Genomic DNA, 16,349 nt, shown 5'->3' with positions numbered 1-16,349 from the left:
TCGGCCCTGAGGGAGCGGGCTCGTGCCCCGGGCATCACAGGCCCAGCAGGCCCCGCGCCGCCTCGTTGAGCAGCCGCCCGTGCGGATCGGCCTGCTCGCGCACCGAGAGGAAGTCGTCCCAGCGCTCGTACATGGGCCGCAGCCGATCCGCCTGCAGACTGTGCCGCCCGCCCCAGTGGGGCCGTCCGCCGTGGGCCAGGAAGACCGCCTCGAGCTCCCGGAAGGTCTCCGGGCGCCAGCGGCGCCAGAACTGGCGCACCGTGATCCAGCCGGTGTAGCGGGCGTGCGCGGGCGAGAGCCAGGTCTCCTCCGGCGCCGAGCAGCGCACGGTCAACGGCAGCCCGAGGTCGGTCTCGTGGCGCTCGAGCACCGCCTGGACCTCGCGGAAGGCGTCGGGCAGGTCCTCGAGCGGGACGGCCCATTCGGTCTGCACGAACTTCACCGGGCGCGACGACGCGAAGACCTTGTACGACAGGTCGGTGTAGCGCCGCGAGCTCAGGGACATGGCATCGAGGCGGTGCAGCCCGGGGATCGCGCGCGGGGCGGCGCCGGCCAGCCGGTTCAGGGCGGCGGGCAGGGCGCGGCGCAGCACGGCGTCGTCGCTGCGCCGCACGCTCTGGGCCACCCGCGATCCCGGTGCCGACCACTCGGCGGGCAGACGGTGCAGGCGGCTCATGATGCGGGTGTGCGCGGAGTCGCTGCCCGGGGCCCAGAACAGCTCGAAGTGATCGGCCCCGGCCATGCGCTCGCCCAGGTTCTCGATCAGGGGCGCGAGCGACTCGTTGAACTCGGCCGAGTGCAGCCGGTAGGAGTCCTCGCACTGCACGGTGACCGCGGCGATCACGCCGACCACGCCCAGCCCGGTGCGCGCGGCCTGGAAGAGCTCGGGGCGCTGCGTCGGCGAGCACTCCACGATCTCCCCGGAGGCCAGCACCACGGTCAGGCCGGCGACCTGCCCCGACAGCGACTGGAAGCCGGCGCCGGTGCCGTGCGTCGCGGTCGAGATCGCCCCGGCGATGCTCTGATGCAGGGTGTCGGGCAGATTGGAGAAGGCCAGTCCGCAGGCGTCGAGCTCGCGCGCGGCCTGGATCAGGGGGGTGCCGCCCAGGAAGGTGGCCCGCCGCGCGGCCGTGTCGACGTGGTCCAGCCCCACGAGCCCGCAGGTGTCCAGGCGCAGCTCCTGCGGCTCGGCCAGCCGGCTGAAGCTGTGGCCCGCGCCCGTGACCCGCGTGCGCAGACCTGCGGCGGCGGCCGCCTCCAGGGCGTCGGCGACCTCCTGGATGCTCTGGGGGCGCACGGTGCGGACGTCCTCCGCCTCGTGCGAGCGGTCCCAGGTGGTCCAGGTGGTGGGGCCCGTCTGCGAGGGGAGCCCATCCGGTGGGGTCATGGTGTCTCCTGGTGAGGATGAGGGTGCGGACGGCGATGCCGTCCTGGGGACATTCTGCCCCGCTCGCCGCGGCGGCGGCGGGACGGAGCCGGGTCAGCCCCAGCCGAGCCGGTGGAGGCGCTGGTCCTCGATCCCGAAGTGGTGGGCGATCTCGTGGACCACCGTCACGGCCACCTCGCGGACCAGCTGCTCCCGGTCCTCGCACAGCCGCAGCAGGGGGCCGCGGAAGATCCGGATGTGATCGGGCAGCGAGCCCATCCACGACGCGTCCCGCTGGGTGATCGGCACGCCCTCGTAGAGCCCGAGCAGCTCCGGCATCCCGGCCGGGGGCTCCGCCTCGATCAGCACGACGACATTGTCCAGGGTCGCGAAGATCTCCTCCGGGATGCCGTCGAGGGCATCGTCGACCAGGGACTCGAACTCGGCGTCGCTGACGTGCATCACGCGGCCATTGTCTCGCGCGCCGCCGACAGGCTCCGCCGCCGAGCGATCCCGGCCCCGCGGTCGGATCCGCGGGTCCGGTCTCGGCACACCGGCCCGGAGGCGGCTGGACCGACCTGGTAGGATCGCGACTCGGCCGCGCGCTGTGCGCGCGGCGCGCCCTCATCGTCTAGAGGCCTAGGACACCGCCCTTTCACGGCGGCGACACGGGTTCGAATCCCGTTGGGGGTACCAGCGGCCGCAGCGCCCGGACGGCATCCGCCGACCGGGCGCTGCGTCGTCGGGACGGGCCTCGCGCCGGGGAAGCGGGGCGCGCAGGGCAGGGCGGGGCCGTCGATTTGCGCGAAGCGGTCGTCGTGGTGCTAATATCTTGCCTCGTTGGAAAACGGCAGGGAGGTCCCGCGGGACCGCCCGAAAGATCTCCACGAGGCCCTGTAGCGCAGTTGGTTAGCGCGCCGCCCTGTCACGGCGGAGGTCGCGGGTTCAAGTCCCGTCAGGGTCGCACGGACGGCGTCAGCTCAGCTGAGGCCGTCTTGGCATCTGAGGCATCGGATGCCCGGCTCTGTAGCTCAGTTGGTAGAGCGTACGACTGAAAATCGTAAGGTCACCGGATCGACGCCGGTCGGAGCCACGGCCCGGAAGGCCCCTCGCACCTCGTGCGGGGGGCCTTCCGCATGTCCGGGAGGCCCTTCCGGCAACCGACGGCCTCCGCTTGGCCGAGCGCGAGCGCTGCTCACTATCCTCGGATCGTCAGTCAGCTGGCGGTCTCGGCCGGGGCTGCCGCACCGGGCACGCAGAGAGAAAAGGTGAGCGCTCATGGCACGTCGGCCGTTCGACAGCACGATCCCCTTCCTCCGGGAGGGCTACTCCTACATCTCCTCGCGGTGCGACGAGCTGGGGACCGATGTCCTGACCAGCCGCATCGCGCTGCAGCCGGTGACCTTCATCCGCGGCGAGGAGGCCGCGGGCATCTTCTACGACGGGCGGCGCTTCACCCGCGAGTCCGCGATGCCCCCGACGATCCAGCACCTGCTCCAGGACAAGGGCTCCGTCCAGGACCTCGACGGCGAGGCCCACCGGCACCGCAAGGCGGCCTTCCTGTCGCTGATGGGCAGCGCCGACATGGACCGGCTGGGGGAGATCTTCGACGAGGAGTGGCAGGCGGCCATGCGCCGCGCCGGCGGGTCCACCGTCGTGCTGCAGGCCCTGGCGCGCGAGGTGCTCACGCGCACCTCGTGCCGGTGGGCGGGCATCCCGATGGACCGGGTCGACGTGGGCCGGCTGAGCACGGAGCTGGGCCTGATGATCGACCGCGTCGCGCAGCTCGGGCCGGCCAACTGGTATGCCCAGCTGCGCCGCCGCGGGACGGAGAAGTGGGCCGCGGGCCTCGTCGAGGACGTGCGCGCCGGAGGCCTGCGTCCGGAGGAGGGCACGGCCCTCGAGGTCTTCGCCCGCCACGAGGACGCCGACGGGCAGCCCCTGTCCCCGGAGGTCGCGGCCGTCGAGATCATCAACATCCTGCGCCCGACCTTCGCGGTCGAGCGCTTCATCGTGTTCGCCGCGCTCGCCCTGGACCAGAACCCCCGCTGGCGCGAGTCCTTCGCCGCCGGGGACGAGAGCGGCCTGGAGCCCTTCGTGCAGGAGGTGCGCCGGTTCTACCCGTTCTTCCCGGCCGTCCCGGGCCGCGTGAAGGAGCCCTTCGAGTGGCGCGGCCACCGCTTCGGCACCGGCGACTGGGTCATCCTCGATCTCTACGGAACATGCCACGACCGGCGGCTCTGGACGGATCCGCAGAGCTTCCAGCCGGAGCGCTTCCAGGGCTTCTCCTGGGCGGAGAGCCCGAACACGCTCATCGCCCAGGGCGCGGGCCGGCATTCCGAGGACCACCGGTGCCCCGGGGAGTGGAGCACCGTCGAGCTGCTCAAGCGCGTGGTCCGGCAGCTGTCCGCGGCGGACTACGAGGTCCCCGTCCAGGACCTGTCGATCCCGCTGAACCGGTTCCCGGCCCTGCCGCGCAGCGGCTTCGTGCTGCGTCCCGCCGCCTGACGGGCATCCGGAGGCCGGCGGCCCGCCCCCGACGGGGCGGGCCGCTAGTGTGTGGGCGTGACCCGAGCTCCTGCCCCGCGCCCCCTGCCGGCGGCGGCCGCGCTGGCCGCGGTCGCCGCGGCGGCCCTGACGGGATGCGTGGGCGACGGCCGGCCCGCTCCGGGCGGCCTCGAGATCACGCCCGCGCCCACTGCCTCCGAGGAGTCCGCGCCGGCCGCGGAGCCCCCTCGCCCGGCGGACGACGACGACTGCTTCGACGTCGCGCAGCTGCACCTGTCCCTCACGCTGCTTCCGCTGGCCGAGGACGAGCAGGCGCAGGAGCTGGACCTGTCGCGGACCGCGGCCGATGCGGGCCGCCGCGCCGAGCGCGTCCCGGCCGCCGTGCAGGACGACTTCGCCGCCGCGGCCGAGCTGCTCGAGGGCTACGGGCACGAGCTCGAGCCGAGGGAGCTCGACGAGCTGCGCACCCGCCTGCAGCCCGTCGACACCTGGCTCGGACGGCACTGCTCGGCCTGAGCGGCCCCGGTCCGGCGGCCCTCCCCGTGACCTGCCGTGCTGGGGAATGCCGGAGGTTTCACCTACAGTGAACCGCTGGCGCCGTCGCGCCTGCCTCCGGACCCCGGCCCCCAGAGCACCTGGGGGCCGACGACTGCCGCCGGGCGGTCGGCCCCCGAGGCGGGCTCTGCGCGAGGCGCCGGCCGAGACGACGAACGACGAAGAGGAGCCCGCACACCGTGAGTCTGATGAGATCCTTCAAGATCGCCCTGGCCTTCGTGGGCCTGCTCGTGGGAGCGGGATTCGCCACGGGCCAGGAGGTCATCCAGTACTTCATCTCCTTCGGCTCGATCGGTCTGCTGGGAGCGGTGATCTCCGGGCTCGTCATGGCCGCGGCGGGCGCCGTGATCATCCAGGTGGGCAGCTACTTCCTGGCCCGCGACCACAACGCGGTCTTCCGCAACGTGGCGCACCCGGTGGTCTCGAAGTTCCTCGACGTCTCCGTGACGATCACGCTGTTCGCCGTCGGCTTCGTGATGCTCGCCGGCGCAGGCTCGACGCTCGAGCAGCAGTTCGGCTTCCCCGCCTGGCTGGGCTCGCTCATCATGACCGTGCTCGTGATGCTCGCCGGGATGCTGAACGTCGACAAGGTCTCGAACCTGATCTCGATGATCACCCCGGCCATCATCGTCGCGGTGGTCGTCGCCTTCGCGTGGACGATGTTCAACCTGCCGTCGGAGGCCTCCGGGCTCGGCGCGATCGCGCAGCAGGCCGAGTCGCCCGTCTCCCCGTGGCTGCTCTCGGCCCTGAACTACAACGGCCTGGCCCTGATCCTGGGCGTGTCCATGTGCCTGCTGATCGGCGGCAGCACGACCGATCCCCGGGACGCGGCCCGCGGCGGCCTGCTGGGCGGCCTGCTCTACACGGTCCTGCTGGTCATGGCGGCCGTGGTCCTCTACGTCAACATCGAGTCCGTCGGCGAGGCCTCTGTCCCGATGCTCGAGCTCTTCGAGACCATCCACCCGGTCTTCGCGGTGATCATGGTCTTCATCATCTACGGGATGATCTTCAACACCGCGATCGGCATGTTCTACGCGCTGGGCCGCCGCCTCACCTCGCGCAGCCCGTCGAAGTACCGCCCGGTGTTCCTGATCGTGTGCCTGATCGGCTACGCCGTGAGCTTCGTGGGCTTCGACGCCCTGATGACCTACGTCTACCCGGTCATCGGCTACATCGGCATGATCATGGTCGTCGTCATGATCTTCTTCTGGATCACGCACCGCGCCGAGCTCGGCGAGGAGGCAGCCCGCCGCGTCCGCCTGCGCGCGCTGCTGCGCCTGCGCGACGATCCCGAGAAGGAGTTCAGCGAGGGCCACGACGAGCGCATCCAGCGCGCGGCCCAGGAGTCCCCCGCCAAGGGCGAGTGGCTCACCCAGGCCATCGACTCGGAGGTCGTCGAGGAGCTCGACGATGTGGACGAGCAGGCGCGCGAGGCCGCGGACAAGCCCGGCGGCTCGGCGGGGGGCAGCACCGCGGTCTCCTGAGCCCGGCGCTCTCCTGAGCTCGACGGCCTCCTGAGCCCTGCGGCCCGCGGACGCGCTCCGCGGGCCGCCGTGCGTCCCGGCCTCCGTAGCATGGGCGGAAGGGCGCGTCCCCGCGCACCGGCGCGCAGCCGGGCCCCGGGGTGCGCCGGAGCCGAGTGCGAGGAGAGCCCGCGATGAGACCCATGACCACCGTGAAGATCGCCCTGGCGTTCGTGGGGCTGATCGTCGGGGCGGGATTCGCCACGGGCCAGGAGATCATCCAGTACTTCATCTCCTTCGGCGCGATCGGCATCGCGGGGGCCGCGCTGTCGGGGATCATCGTGGTGATCGCGGGCGGGGTGACCATCCAGCTCGGCAGCTACTTCCTCGCCGGGAACCACTCCACGGTCTTCCGCAACGTGGCGCATCCGGTGGTCTCGCGGTTCCTGGACTACTCGGTCACCTTCACCCTGTTCTCGGTGGGCTTCGTGATGCTCGCCGGGGCCGGCTCGACCCTGGAGCAGCAGTTCGGCCTGCCGGCCTGGATCGGCGCGGGCCTGATGACGCTGCTCGTCGTCCTCGTGGGCCAGCTCGACGTCGACCGGGTCTCGAACGTCATCTCGGCGGTCACCCCGCTGATCGTCCTGGCCATCGTGGCGGCCTTCGTCCACACGCTGCTGACGCTGCCCTCGGACCTCTCGCACCTGAGCGCCGTCGCGCAGGAGGCCGAGTCCCCGGTCCGGCCCTGGTGGCTCTCCGGCATGAACTACACGGGCATGAACCTGCTCGTGGCGGTCTCGATGTGCCTGGTGATCGGGGGGAGCACCCCGAACATGCGCGAGGCCGGAGTCGGCGGCGTCCTGGGCGGGCTGCTCTACACCGCCCTGGTGCTGATGTCGGCGGTCCTGCTCTACCTGAACATCGAGACCGTCGGCCGGGCCGAGGTCCCCATGCTGATGCTCTTCGACGCGATCCACCCCGCGGTCTCGGCCGTGATGGTCGTGATCATCTTCCTGATGATCTTCAACACCGCGATCGGGATGTTCTACGCCCTGGGGCGCCGCGTCACGGTGCGGGCGCCCCAGCGCTTCCGCGTGGTCTTCACCGTCATCTGCCTGGTGGGCTACGGGCTGAGCTTCGTGGGCTTCTCGACGCTGATGTCGTTCCTCTACCCGATCATCGGCTTCATCGGGATGCTGATGATCGCCGTCTTCGTCGTGTGGTGGATCCGCAGCCGTCGCCTGATCGCCCAGGAGCTCGGCCGCCGCGACCGCATGCGCGCCCTGCTGCGCCTGCGCGACGACCCCGCCCGCCGGTTCTCCGAGGGCCACGAGCAGCGGCTGGCCCGGGCCGCCCGGGAGTCCGCGGCCGAGGGGGAGGCCGTGACCGGGGCGATCGACACGGAGGTCGTCGAGGAGGCCCGGGCCCGCGGCGAGCGCGCGGACGGGGGTCCCGCGGGCCCCTGAGGCAGAGGCCGGAGCCGTAGGGGCCGAGGTGCGCAGGACGCCGGGGCGGCAGGCGCCGGCACGGACACGGCCGCCCCGGCGTCCCGGGGCGACGGGGCCCAGGGCGGCCCGGTGCCTACACTCGGTGGAGTTCGCAGAGGCGCCCGCCGCGAGGATCCGAGCGGGTCGAGGCGCCGGATCGACCGCCTCCCCGGGAGCCCTCCATGCGCATGCGCACCGTCCTGATGACCGCCCTGGCCTTCGTGGGGCTGGTGGTCGGAGCCGGATTCGCCACGGGGCAGGAGGTGATCCAGTACTTCATCTCCTTCGGGGCCATCGGCATCGTGGGCGCCGTGCTCTCCGGGGTGGTCATGGCCGTCGGCGGGATGGTGATCGTCCAGCTGGGCAGCTACTTCCTGGCCGAGAACCACTACAAGGTCTTCCGCAACGTGGCCCACCCGGTGGTCTCCCGGTTCCTGGACTGGTCGGTGACGTTCACCCTGTTCGTGATGGGGTTCGTCATGCTGGCCGGTGCCGGCTCCACCCTCCACCAGCACTTCGGCCTCCCCACCTGGATCGGAGCGGGGCTGATGACCCTGCTCGTGCTGGCGGTGGGCCAGCTCGACGTCGACCGCGTCTCGAACATCATCTCCCTGGTGACGCCGCTGATCGTGATCGCGGTCCTGGCGGCCTTCGTCTACACGATGCTCCAGCTGCCCGTGGACACCTCCGCGTTCGACGAGGTCGCCCAGCAGAACGAGACGCCTGTGCGGCCCTGGTGGCTCTCCGGCATCAACTACGCCTGCATGAATATGATGCTGGCCGTGTCCATGAGCCTGGTGATCGGCGGCAACCTCCCGAACACCCGCGAGGCCCGCTGGGGCGGCTTCTTCGGCGGACTGATGTGCGCGCTGCTCGTGGTGATGGCCGCCGTGCTGCTCTACCTGCGCATCCCCGAGGTGACCGGCTCCGACGTCCCCATGCTGAAGACCTTCGAGTCGATCCACCCGGTCGCGGCCTCGACCATGGTCGTGATCATCTTCCTGATGATCTTCAACACGGCGATCGGCATGTTCTACGCCCTGGGGCGCCGCCTGACCGCCGAGCGCCCGCAGCACTACCGCTGGGTCTTCCCGCTGGTCTGCGTGGCGGGGTACGCGATCAGCTTCGTGGGCTTCTCGACGCTGATGTCCTACCTGTACCCGGTCATCGGCTACGTCGGGATGTTCATGATCGCGCTGTTCGTGGTCTGGTCCCTGCGCCGCCGCGTGCAGATCGTCAGGGAGACCGGCCGCCGCGACCGCATCCGCGCGCTGCTGACCCTGCGCGAGGACCCCCGCCGCACGTACACCCAGGGCCACGAGAAGCGCCTGGAGCGCTATGCCGGCGAGTCCGTGGCCGACGACCGGGCGATCACCGGGGCGATCGACACCGAGGTCATCAGGAAGCAGCAGCGCGAGCAGGGCGACCGGGCGCCCGGCGAGAACGGGCAGGGCCCGGAGAGCTCGCGCTGAGCCGTCCGGGCCCCGGCGCCGGAGCTCAGCCGCGGGGCGGCACCTGCGGCAGGGTCGAGGTGTGGTCCTCGAGGTCCGGGCGGGCATGGCCGCGGCCGCGGATGAACAGGTAGCCCACGCCCAGCAGCAGCAGCCACACGACGCCCACGAGCAGGGCGCCGCGGGTCGCCGGGACGATGCCCAGCACCACGATCACGAGCACGACGAAGCCCACGGCGGCCCAGGACGCGACCGGCCACAGCGGCACCTTGAAATCGGACTCCGGGCGGCCCTTGAGCGCGATCTCCCGGCGCATGGCGAGGTGCGAGAGCAGGATCATCAGCCAGACCCACACGGTCGCGAAGGTCGCGATCGAGGCGATGACCTGGAAGACGTTCGTCATCACCGTGTTGAGCACCGCGCCCAGGGCGAGCACCAGGAGCATGCCGATCACCGTCAGCCACGGGACGCCGGTGCGCGAGACGGAGGCGAAGGCCTTGGGCGCGTGGCCCTGCCGGGCCAGGCCGAAGAGCACGCGGCCGGCGCCGTAGGTGTCGGCGTTGATCGCCGAGATCGCGGCGGTGATCACGACGATGTTCAGGATCGACGGGGCCCACGGCACGCCGAGGGCGTCGAAGATCTGCACGAACGGGCTGGTCTCCCCGTCGATGGAGTCCCACGGGACCAGCGACATGATCACGCCCAGAGCGCCGATGTAGAAGAGCAGGATGCGGAACGGCACGGCGTTGATCGCCCGGGGGATCGTGCGCCCGGGGTCGTCGGACTCGCCGGCGGTGATGCCGATCGTCTCGATGCCGCCGAAGGCGAAGACCACGACGGACAGCGAGGCGAGCATCCCCCACACGCCCTGGGGAGCGAACCCGCCGTGGTCGACGAGGTTGTGCGGTCCGGGGGCGGCGCCGGGGGCGTAGGAGACGCCCATGATCATCAGGGCGATGCCGCCGACGATCATCGCGATGATCGCGAGCACCTTGATGCTCGAGAGCCAGAACTCGAGCTCGCCGAAGGTCTTCACGTTGCGGGTGTTGATCGCGCCGATGAACAGGATGACCGCGCCGATCCAGATCCAGGCGGGGGTCTCGGGGAACCAGAAGCTCATGTAGACCGCGAAGGCCGTCACGTCCGCGATGGCCACGACCGCCATCTCGAACACGAACGTCCAGCCGGTCACGTAGCCGGCGAACGGGCCGAGGTAGCGCGCCGCGTACTGCCCGAAGGAGCCCGGGATCGGGTGGCGCACGGCCATCTCCCCGAGCGCGCGCATGACCATGAAGACCGCGAAGCCGGCCACGAGGTAGACCAGCAGAACGGCCGGGCCGGCCATGGCGATCGCCGAGGCCGAGCCGTAGAACAGGCCGGTGCCGATGGCCGAGCCGAGGGCGATGAACTGGATGTGCCGGTTGGTCAGACCGCGCTTGAGCTCGGTGCCGGTCTCTCCGGGAGCGAGTCCGGCCGCCGGAGGCGGCCCGTCTGCGTCATGCTGGGTCATGGGGTCTCCTGATGTCCTGTCCTCGCGGAGGCCGCGGGCGGGCCCTCCGTCTCGGATCGAGCGCTCCGATGTGACGTGGATCGCTCTCCTGCTGAAGCGAAGCGCACTTCGCCGCGATCGGCGCCGCGCAGACCGAGATCCTGTCTGAGATGCCAGATCCGCACCGTGTGCCGCAGGACATCCTGGCAGGCCCTGCGCGCGGCGGCCGGGCGGACTGGCACAGTGTTGGCTGCGGCGGCCGCGCCGGGCGCCTCTCGCGCCGCACCGGACGCCGACCGGCTGCCTGACCGGCAGGCAGCCGAGGCAGCGCGAGCGACGGAGCGGAGGTCGATCACATGGCAGCGTCCAAGGTCCCGGCGGCGCACAGCACCCTGCGGATCCTGAGCTACCTGGCCGGTCGGGGCGCGCCCGTGGCGGCGGCCTCGATCGCCGGGGCCCTCGAGCTGCCCCGGTCCTCGGTCTATCACCTCCTGCGGGTGATGGAGGACCAGGGGTTCGTCGTGTGGCTGCCGGAGGAGCATCTCTACGGGCTGGGGGTCGCGGCCTTCGAGCTGTCCTCCGCCTACGTGCGCCAGGACCCCCTGGCGCGCATGGGCCGGGCGGTGCTGTCCAGGCTGGTCGACGACCTGGGGGAGAGCGCCCACCTGGCCACCCTGCACGGCCGGGACGTCCTGTACGTCCTCGAGGAGCGGGCCCCGCGCCGGCCCTCGCTGATCACCAATGTGGGCGTGCGCATCCCCGCCCACCGCACGGCCTCCGGCCGGTCCATGCTGGCGCTGCTGCCCCGCACGCAGGTGCGCGCTCTGTACCCGAGCCGGGAGTCCTTCGCCGTGCAGGGCGACGGCGCGGACCGGATCACGACGCCGAGCGAGCTGGCCGCGGAGCTCGTGCGCACCCGGGCCCGCGGCTGGGGACTGGAGACCGGGGAGGTCACCACGGGGCTGGACACGGTGGCCGTGGCCGCCCTCGATCATCGGGGCCTGCCGGTGGCCAGCATCGCGCTGACCTTCCGCAACGAGAGCGGGCAGGTCGACGACGAGCTGCGCGGGCGGTACGTCGAGCGGCTGCAGCAGGCCGCCGCCCGGCTGTCCGTGCGGCTCTACGGGCCCCGGGACTGATGCCCCGCTGCGCACCCGGGTCTGGGATCCCGGACGCTCGTGGTCCCCAGGCGGCGGGTCGGGGCGAGCGCGCATGGTGGCATGGGCCGCATCCACGCACGGCGAGGGTGCCCCGGAGGCTTCGGGCGGCACCGGGAGGAGCAGGCAGCCGATGAGCAGCATGCAGCACAGCGCAGGCGGTCAGGACGCGATCGAGCTGTCCTCGGAGGGGCTGAGGATCGAGGACGTCATCGCGGTCGCGCGCCACGAGGCGCGGGTCGAGCTCGCCGAGTCCGCGCGGCAGCGGGTCGCCGGGGTCCGGAGGCACATCGACGGCCTGGCCGAGGATCCGCAGCCGGTCTACGGCATCTCCACGGGCTTCGGCGCCCTGGCCAACAAGCACATCCCCCAGGAGAAGCGCACGCACCTGCAGAAGTCGCTCGTGCGCTCGCACGCCGCCGGCATGGGGCCCGAGGTCGAGCGCGAGACGGTGCGGGCGCTGATGCTGCTGCGCGCCAAGACCCTGGCCTCCGGGCGCACGGGCATCCGCCCGGAGACCCTGCAGACCATGCTCGACGTCCTCAACGCGGGCATCACCCCGGTGGTCCACGAATTCGGCTCCCTGGGCTGCTCGGGCGATCTGGCGCCGCTGGCGCACTGCGCGCTGGTCCTCATGGGCGAGGGCCGCGCCCGCGACCGCGACGGCGTCGAGCGGCCCGTCCCCGAGCTGCTGGCCGAGGCCGGGATCGAGCCCGTCGTGCTGGCCGAGAAGGAGGGCCTGGCGCTGATCAACGGCACCGACGGGATGCTCGGGCAGCTCATCCTGGCCATCGCGGAGCTGCGGGACCTGCTGCGCATCGCCGATGTCACCGCGGCGTTCTCCGTCGAGGCGCTGCTGGGCACGGACCAGGTCTTCCGCCCCGAGCTGCACGAGCCGCTGCGCCCCCACCCGGGCCAGGCGGCCTCCGCGACCACCATGTTCGCCGTGCTGCAGGGATCCGGGATCGTCGCCTCCCACAAGGAGGGCGACGACCGCGTGCAGGACGCCTACTCGCTGCGCTGCGCCCCGCAGGTCGCCGGCGCCGCCCGGGACACCCTGGACTACGTGAGCCAGGTGGCCCAGCGCGAGCTCGCCGCCTCGATCGACAACCCCGTGGTGCTCGAGGACGGCCAGGTCACCTCGAACGGCAACTTCCACGGCGCGCCGGTGGCCTATGCGCTGGACTTCATGGCCATCCCGGTGGCCGACCTGGCCTCGATGGCGGAGCGGCGCACCGACCGCATGCTGGATCCCGCCCGCTCCCAGGGCCTGCCGCCGTTCCTGGCCGACGACCCCGGCACCGACTCCGGGCTGATGATCGCCCAGTACACCCAGGCAGGCCTGGTCTCGGACCTCAAGCGCCTGGCGGTCCCGTCGTCCGTGGACTCGATCCCGTCCTCGGCCATGCAGGAGGACCACGTGTCCATGGGCTGGCACGGCGCCCGGAAGCTCAGGAAGTCCGTGGAGAGCCTGCGCCGGGTCCTGGCGATCGAGCTGTTCGCGGGCCTGCGCGCGATCGCCCTGCGCGCCCCGCTCGAGCCGAGCCCGGCGGCCGCCGCCGTGCTGCGCGAGCTCGAGGGGCGCACGGGCGCGCCCGGACCGGACCGCTTCCTGGCCCCCGAGCTCGCCGAGGCGGAGGAGTACCTGCGCTCGGGCCGGTTCCTGGCCACGGTGGATGCGGCCGTGGGCGCCGCCGAGCGGGCCTGAGCCCCGCCTCCGGGGGATCGCCGACGGCGCCGCCGGCTCAGCTCGCGTGCTCGAGCTGGGCCAGCGGCAGCCAGCGGCGCACGAGCCGCCGCAGCGCGATCGCCGCGCTGTCCAGGTCCCCGTCGGCCACGAAGGCCATGGCGTCCTCCATGTCGCGGGGGCTCTCGTCCGGCTGGAGGCGATCGGCGATCGCGCCGTAGTCCAGGGTGATCAGGGCCCCGGCGGGGAACGAGCCCACCCAGCGGCCCATCCGGGCCAGGTCCTCGCCGAGCTCCGCGACGTCATCGCGCTCCATCGCCTCGACGGCCTCGGCCGCACGGGCCGCGCGCTGCGCGGCCGAGGCCGCATCGGCGACGAGCCGGTGGATCATCCGCCCGCGGAACGGGGTGCGCACCAGGTCGTCCTCGCGGAACAGCGCGAACCAGGCCAGCGGCACGGTCCAGTCGGCCTGTCGGGCGTACTGCGGCAGGAAGTGCTCGGGGGCCGCGTTCTCGCCGCGGGCGACGACCTCCTCCTGGGGCAGCAGCAGCGGCAGCAGCGGGGCCTCCTGAGCACCCTCCTCCACGGCAGCGAACAGCTGGAGGCTGCGCCGCAGCCGCTGCGAGGGGTGGAACAGCGGCGTGTCCGGCGTCGCCGCGGGTGCGGCGGGTGCGCACGAGCGCGGCAGGGTCCACAGGGCATCGACGCGCGGCGGCAGCCGGCCGTCCTCCGCGACGGCCAGCCGCGCGAGCTGCTCCTCGAGCTGGGCGAGCGCGCCCTGCTCCGGGGAGACGGCGTGGGGGATCAGCGGCAGGTAGATGCCGTCGAGATCCTCCTGCGCGACGTAGACGCGCAGCGAGAACCTCTGGGCGGGGCCCACGGCGGCCCGCCAGGCGGAGCCGAGTCCGGTCAGGGAGGCCATGATCGGCCCCTCAGCGGCGCCCGCAGCGGACGGCCGGGCTCACGGAGCCACCTCGATGACGACCGGCACGTGGTCCGAGGCGCCCTTGCCCTTGCGCTCGTCGCGGTCGATCGAGGCGCCCGCGACGCGCTCGGCCAGGGCGGGGGAGCACAGCTGGAAGTCGATGCGCATCCCCTCGTTCCTGGGGAAGCGCAGCTGCGTGTAGTCCCAGTACGTGTAGACCTCCGGGCCGGGCAGCCGCTCGCGGACCACGTCGCGGTAGCCCTCCTCCAGGAAGGCGGCGAAGGCGGAGCGCTCGGGCTCGGAGACGTGCGTCATGCCGTTGTCCAGGAAGAACTGCATGTCCCACACGTCCTCGTCCTGCGGGGCCACGTTCCAGTCGCCCACCAGGGCGATCTGGGCCTGAGGATCCTCCTGCAGCCACTCGCGGGCGCGGTCGCGCAGCTCGGAGAGCCACTCGAGCTTGTACGCCATGTGCGGGTCCTCGAGCCCGCGGCCGTTCGGGATGTACAGCGACCAGACGCGCACGCCGCCGCAGGTGGCTCCGATCGCGCGGGCCTCCTGCACGGGCTCCTGGCCCTCCTTGCCGAACGACGGCTGCCCGGCGAAGGTCCGCTCGACGTCGTCGAGGCCCACCCGGGAGGCGATGGCCACGCCGTTCCACTGGCTCAGCCCGAAGTGGACGACCTCGTACCCGGAGAACTCGAAGGCCTCCCAGGGGAAGGACTCGTCCTTGGCCTTGGTCTCCTGGATGGCCAGGACGTCGACGTCCGAGCGCTCCAGCCAGGCCTCCACGCGGTCGGCGCGGGCCCGGATCGAGTTCACGTTCCACGTGGCGATCTTCATGGCGCCCACAGTATCCGGGCGCTCCGACGCCGCGGCCCCGGCGCCGAGCGCCGCGCGGATAGGGTCGGGAGGGTGGAGATCATCGTGCAGGCGCTCGCGCTCGTGGCCGTCATCGGCCTCGGCCAGCTCACCCGCGCCATCGGCTGGATCCGCGCCGAGCACTTCCCGATCTTCTCCCACCTCGTCATCAAGGTGACGCTGCCGGCCGCGCTGATCGTGAGCTTCGACCAGGTGGACATGACGGCCGCGCTGCTGGGGATCTCCGTGATCGGCTTCGTGCTCAGCGGCGCGCAGATGGTGATCGGGCGCTTCCTGCGCCCGCGGGGCGCCTCGATCGACCAGGCCTTCAGCGTCCTGAACGCGGGCTCCTACAACGTGGGCGCCTTCGCGGTGCCGTACCTGGCGGGCATCGCGGGGCCGCAGGCCGTCGTGTACGCCTCGATGTTCGACGTCGGCAACGTCGTGAACACGGCCGGCACCTCGCGGGCGTGGGCGATGTCCCTGGCGGCCCCCGAGCGGGCCGGCGGCGTCGGGTCGTTCGTGCGGCGGATGTTCTCGTCGGTGATCTTCGACGTCTACGTGGCCCTCGTGATCATGCGCCTGCTGGATCTGCACGTGCCCGCGGTGCTGCTGCCGCTGATCGAGACCGTGGCCTCGGCCAACACGTTCCTGGCCATGCTCATGATCGGCATCGGGCTGCAGATCGTCCTGCCGCGCTCCAAGTACCTCGCCGCGGTCCAGCACCTGGCGGTGCGCTACGGCACGGCGGCGGTCGCGGCCCTGCTCACCTGGCACCTGCTGCCGCTGGATCAGACCGTCCGGGCCGTGCTGTGCGCGCTGTACTTCGCGCCGCTGGCGTCGATGGTCCCGGGCTTCACCTACGAGATCGGCGGGGACGTCGAGCTCTCGTCGTTCATCGCGTCGTCCTCGATCCTGGTGGCCGTGATCGCCATGCCGATCATCCTGGTGGCCCTCGCCTGAGCCCCAGGGCCCCGGACCCGGCGGCGACACAGCCCGTCACATCGGCGATCGCGCCGCGCCCCGGCTCCCGGGGACGGAGCGCGCGAGGGGCTGCGGCTCCGGCGCGGAACGCTCCGTCAGGGGCTCCTGACCTGCGCGGATGCTGATCCGCGCAGGGGCGTGTGCGGGTCCGGGGCCCGTCGGGGCGGGGACCGGCCGCGGCCCGCGCATCCCGGGTGCGCCCGTTGAGGGGACGGGTGTCGCGTTGCCGCTCCGATGCACGGTCGGTTCCAATGGGGAGTCCGGTGCGGGAATCCGCCGGGTCCGCGTCCGCCGGGTCTGCGATCCGAGGGCGCGACGGCGCCGCCGGCGCAAGGGGAGCGCCGCGGCGGGGACGGCAGCGGGGGCTGCCGCCGACAGGGGATCCGGGGACGCCGACGCCGGCGCACGGCCGGTGG

At 72.3% G+C, this 16,349-nt stretch carries 13 protein-coding genes and 3 tRNA genes; 11 read left to right on the top strand and 5 right to left on the bottom strand.

What is annotated here, in order from left to right; all coding sequences use genetic code 11:
• Positions 1-34: 34 nt before the first annotated feature.
• On the bottom strand, positions 35-1,387 hold the full coding sequence (locus FSY66_RS00285) for a D-arabinono-1,4-lactone oxidase (RefSeq protein ID WP_144790149.1): 1,353 nt from the start codon (positions 1,385-1,387) through the stop codon (positions 35-37).
• A gap of 93 nt (positions 1,388-1,480) precedes the next feature.
• Complete coding sequence (locus tag FSY66_RS00280) at positions 1,481-1,828, bottom strand: metallopeptidase family protein (RefSeq protein WP_144790759.1); 348 nt, start codon at positions 1,826-1,828, stop codon at positions 1,481-1,483.
• A 158-nt stretch (positions 1,829-1,986) separates the two neighbouring features.
• On the opposite strand from FSY66_RS00280, the gene FSY66_RS00275 reads away from it, so the two are divergent.
• The 8 genes from FSY66_RS00275 (at position 1,987) to FSY66_RS00240 (ending at position 8,851) form a co-directional block, all read left to right on the top strand.
• A tRNA-Glu gene (locus tag FSY66_RS00275) sits at positions 1,987-2,062 on the top strand.
• A gap of 194 nt (positions 2,063-2,256) precedes the next feature.
• A tRNA-Asp gene (locus tag FSY66_RS00270) sits at positions 2,257-2,330 on the top strand.
• A gap of 56 nt (positions 2,331-2,386) precedes the next feature.
• Positions 2,387-2,459: transfer RNA gene (locus tag FSY66_RS00265), tRNA-Phe, on the top strand.
• A gap of 185 nt (positions 2,460-2,644) precedes the next feature.
• Positions 2,645-3,874: a cytochrome P450 gene (locus tag FSY66_RS00260; RefSeq protein WP_144790147.1), complete on the top strand. Its 1,230-nt coding sequence runs from the start codon at positions 2,645-2,647 to the stop codon at positions 3,872-3,874.
• A gap of 57 nt (positions 3,875-3,931) precedes the next feature.
• Complete coding sequence (locus FSY66_RS00255) at positions 3,932-4,390, top strand: hypothetical protein (protein WP_144790145.1); 459 nt, start codon at positions 3,932-3,934, stop codon at positions 4,388-4,390.
• Between the two features lie 227 nt (positions 4,391-4,617).
• Positions 4,618-5,913: a YkvI family membrane protein gene (locus FSY66_RS00250; RefSeq protein ID WP_260853362.1), complete on the top strand. Its 1,296-nt coding sequence runs from the start codon at positions 4,618-4,620 to the stop codon at positions 5,911-5,913.
• Positions 5,914-6,095: 182 nt separating this feature from the next.
• Complete coding sequence (locus FSY66_RS00245) at positions 6,096-7,358, top strand: YkvI family membrane protein (RefSeq protein WP_260853255.1); 1,263 nt, start codon at positions 6,096-6,098, stop codon at positions 7,356-7,358.
• Positions 7,359-7,561: 203 nt separating this feature from the next.
• Entirely contained in the window at positions 7,562-8,851 is a 1,290-nt protein-coding gene (locus FSY66_RS00240) for a YkvI family membrane protein (RefSeq protein ID WP_186304325.1), read from the top strand.
• Positions 8,852-8,876: 25 nt separating this feature from the next.
• On the opposite strand, the gene FSY66_RS00235 is transcribed toward FSY66_RS00240, so the two are convergent.
• Positions 8,877-10,340 carry an amino acid permease gene (locus FSY66_RS00235; RefSeq protein ID WP_144790139.1) on the bottom strand — a complete coding sequence of 488 codons (1,464 nt, stop codon included), beginning with the start codon at positions 10,338-10,340 and terminating at the stop codon, positions 8,877-8,879.
• A 335-nt stretch (positions 10,341-10,675) separates the two neighbouring features.
• Between FSY66_RS00235 and FSY66_RS00230 the strand changes: the two genes are divergently transcribed.
• Positions 10,676-11,458, top strand: coding sequence for an IclR family transcriptional regulator (locus FSY66_RS00230; protein ID WP_144790137.1), 783 nt, complete (start codon positions 10,676-10,678; stop codon positions 11,456-11,458).
• Positions 11,459-11,609: 151 nt separating this feature from the next.
• Positions 11,610-13,184: a histidine ammonia-lyase gene (hutH, locus tag FSY66_RS00225; protein ID WP_396350856.1), complete on the top strand. Its 1,575-nt coding sequence runs from the start codon at positions 11,610-11,612 to the stop codon at positions 13,182-13,184.
• A gap of 37 nt (positions 13,185-13,221) precedes the next feature.
• Here the strand turns inward: hutH and FSY66_RS00220 are convergent, their stop codons facing one another.
• Both FSY66_RS00220 and FSY66_RS00215 read right to left on the bottom strand, forming a co-directional pair.
• Positions 13,222-14,085 carry a DUF8083 family protein gene (locus tag FSY66_RS00220; protein ID WP_144790135.1) on the bottom strand — a complete coding sequence of 288 codons (864 nt, stop codon included), beginning with the start codon at positions 14,083-14,085 and terminating at the stop codon, positions 13,222-13,224.
• Positions 14,086-14,124: 39 nt separating this feature from the next.
• Entirely contained in the window at positions 14,125-14,931 is an 807-nt protein-coding gene (locus FSY66_RS00215; protein ID WP_144790133.1) for an exodeoxyribonuclease III, read from the bottom strand.
• A 72-nt stretch (positions 14,932-15,003) separates the two neighbouring features.
• Between FSY66_RS00215 and FSY66_RS00210 the strand changes: the two genes are divergently transcribed.
• Positions 15,004-15,912 carry an AEC family transporter gene (locus FSY66_RS00210; protein WP_144790131.1) on the top strand — a complete coding sequence of 303 codons (909 nt, stop codon included), beginning with the start codon at positions 15,004-15,006 and terminating at the stop codon, positions 15,910-15,912.
• The last annotated feature ends 437 nt before the right edge of the window (positions 15,913-16,349 follow it).

Origin of the sequence: Kocuria palustris (assembly GCF_007666205.1) — a bacterium.
GTDB classification, from domain to species: Bacteria; Actinomycetota; Actinomycetes; order Actinomycetales; family Micrococcaceae; genus Kocuria; species Kocuria palustris_A.
The sequence above is the reverse complement of the archived record's forward strand: the minus strand, read 5'-3'. Positions and strand labels throughout refer to the sequence as shown.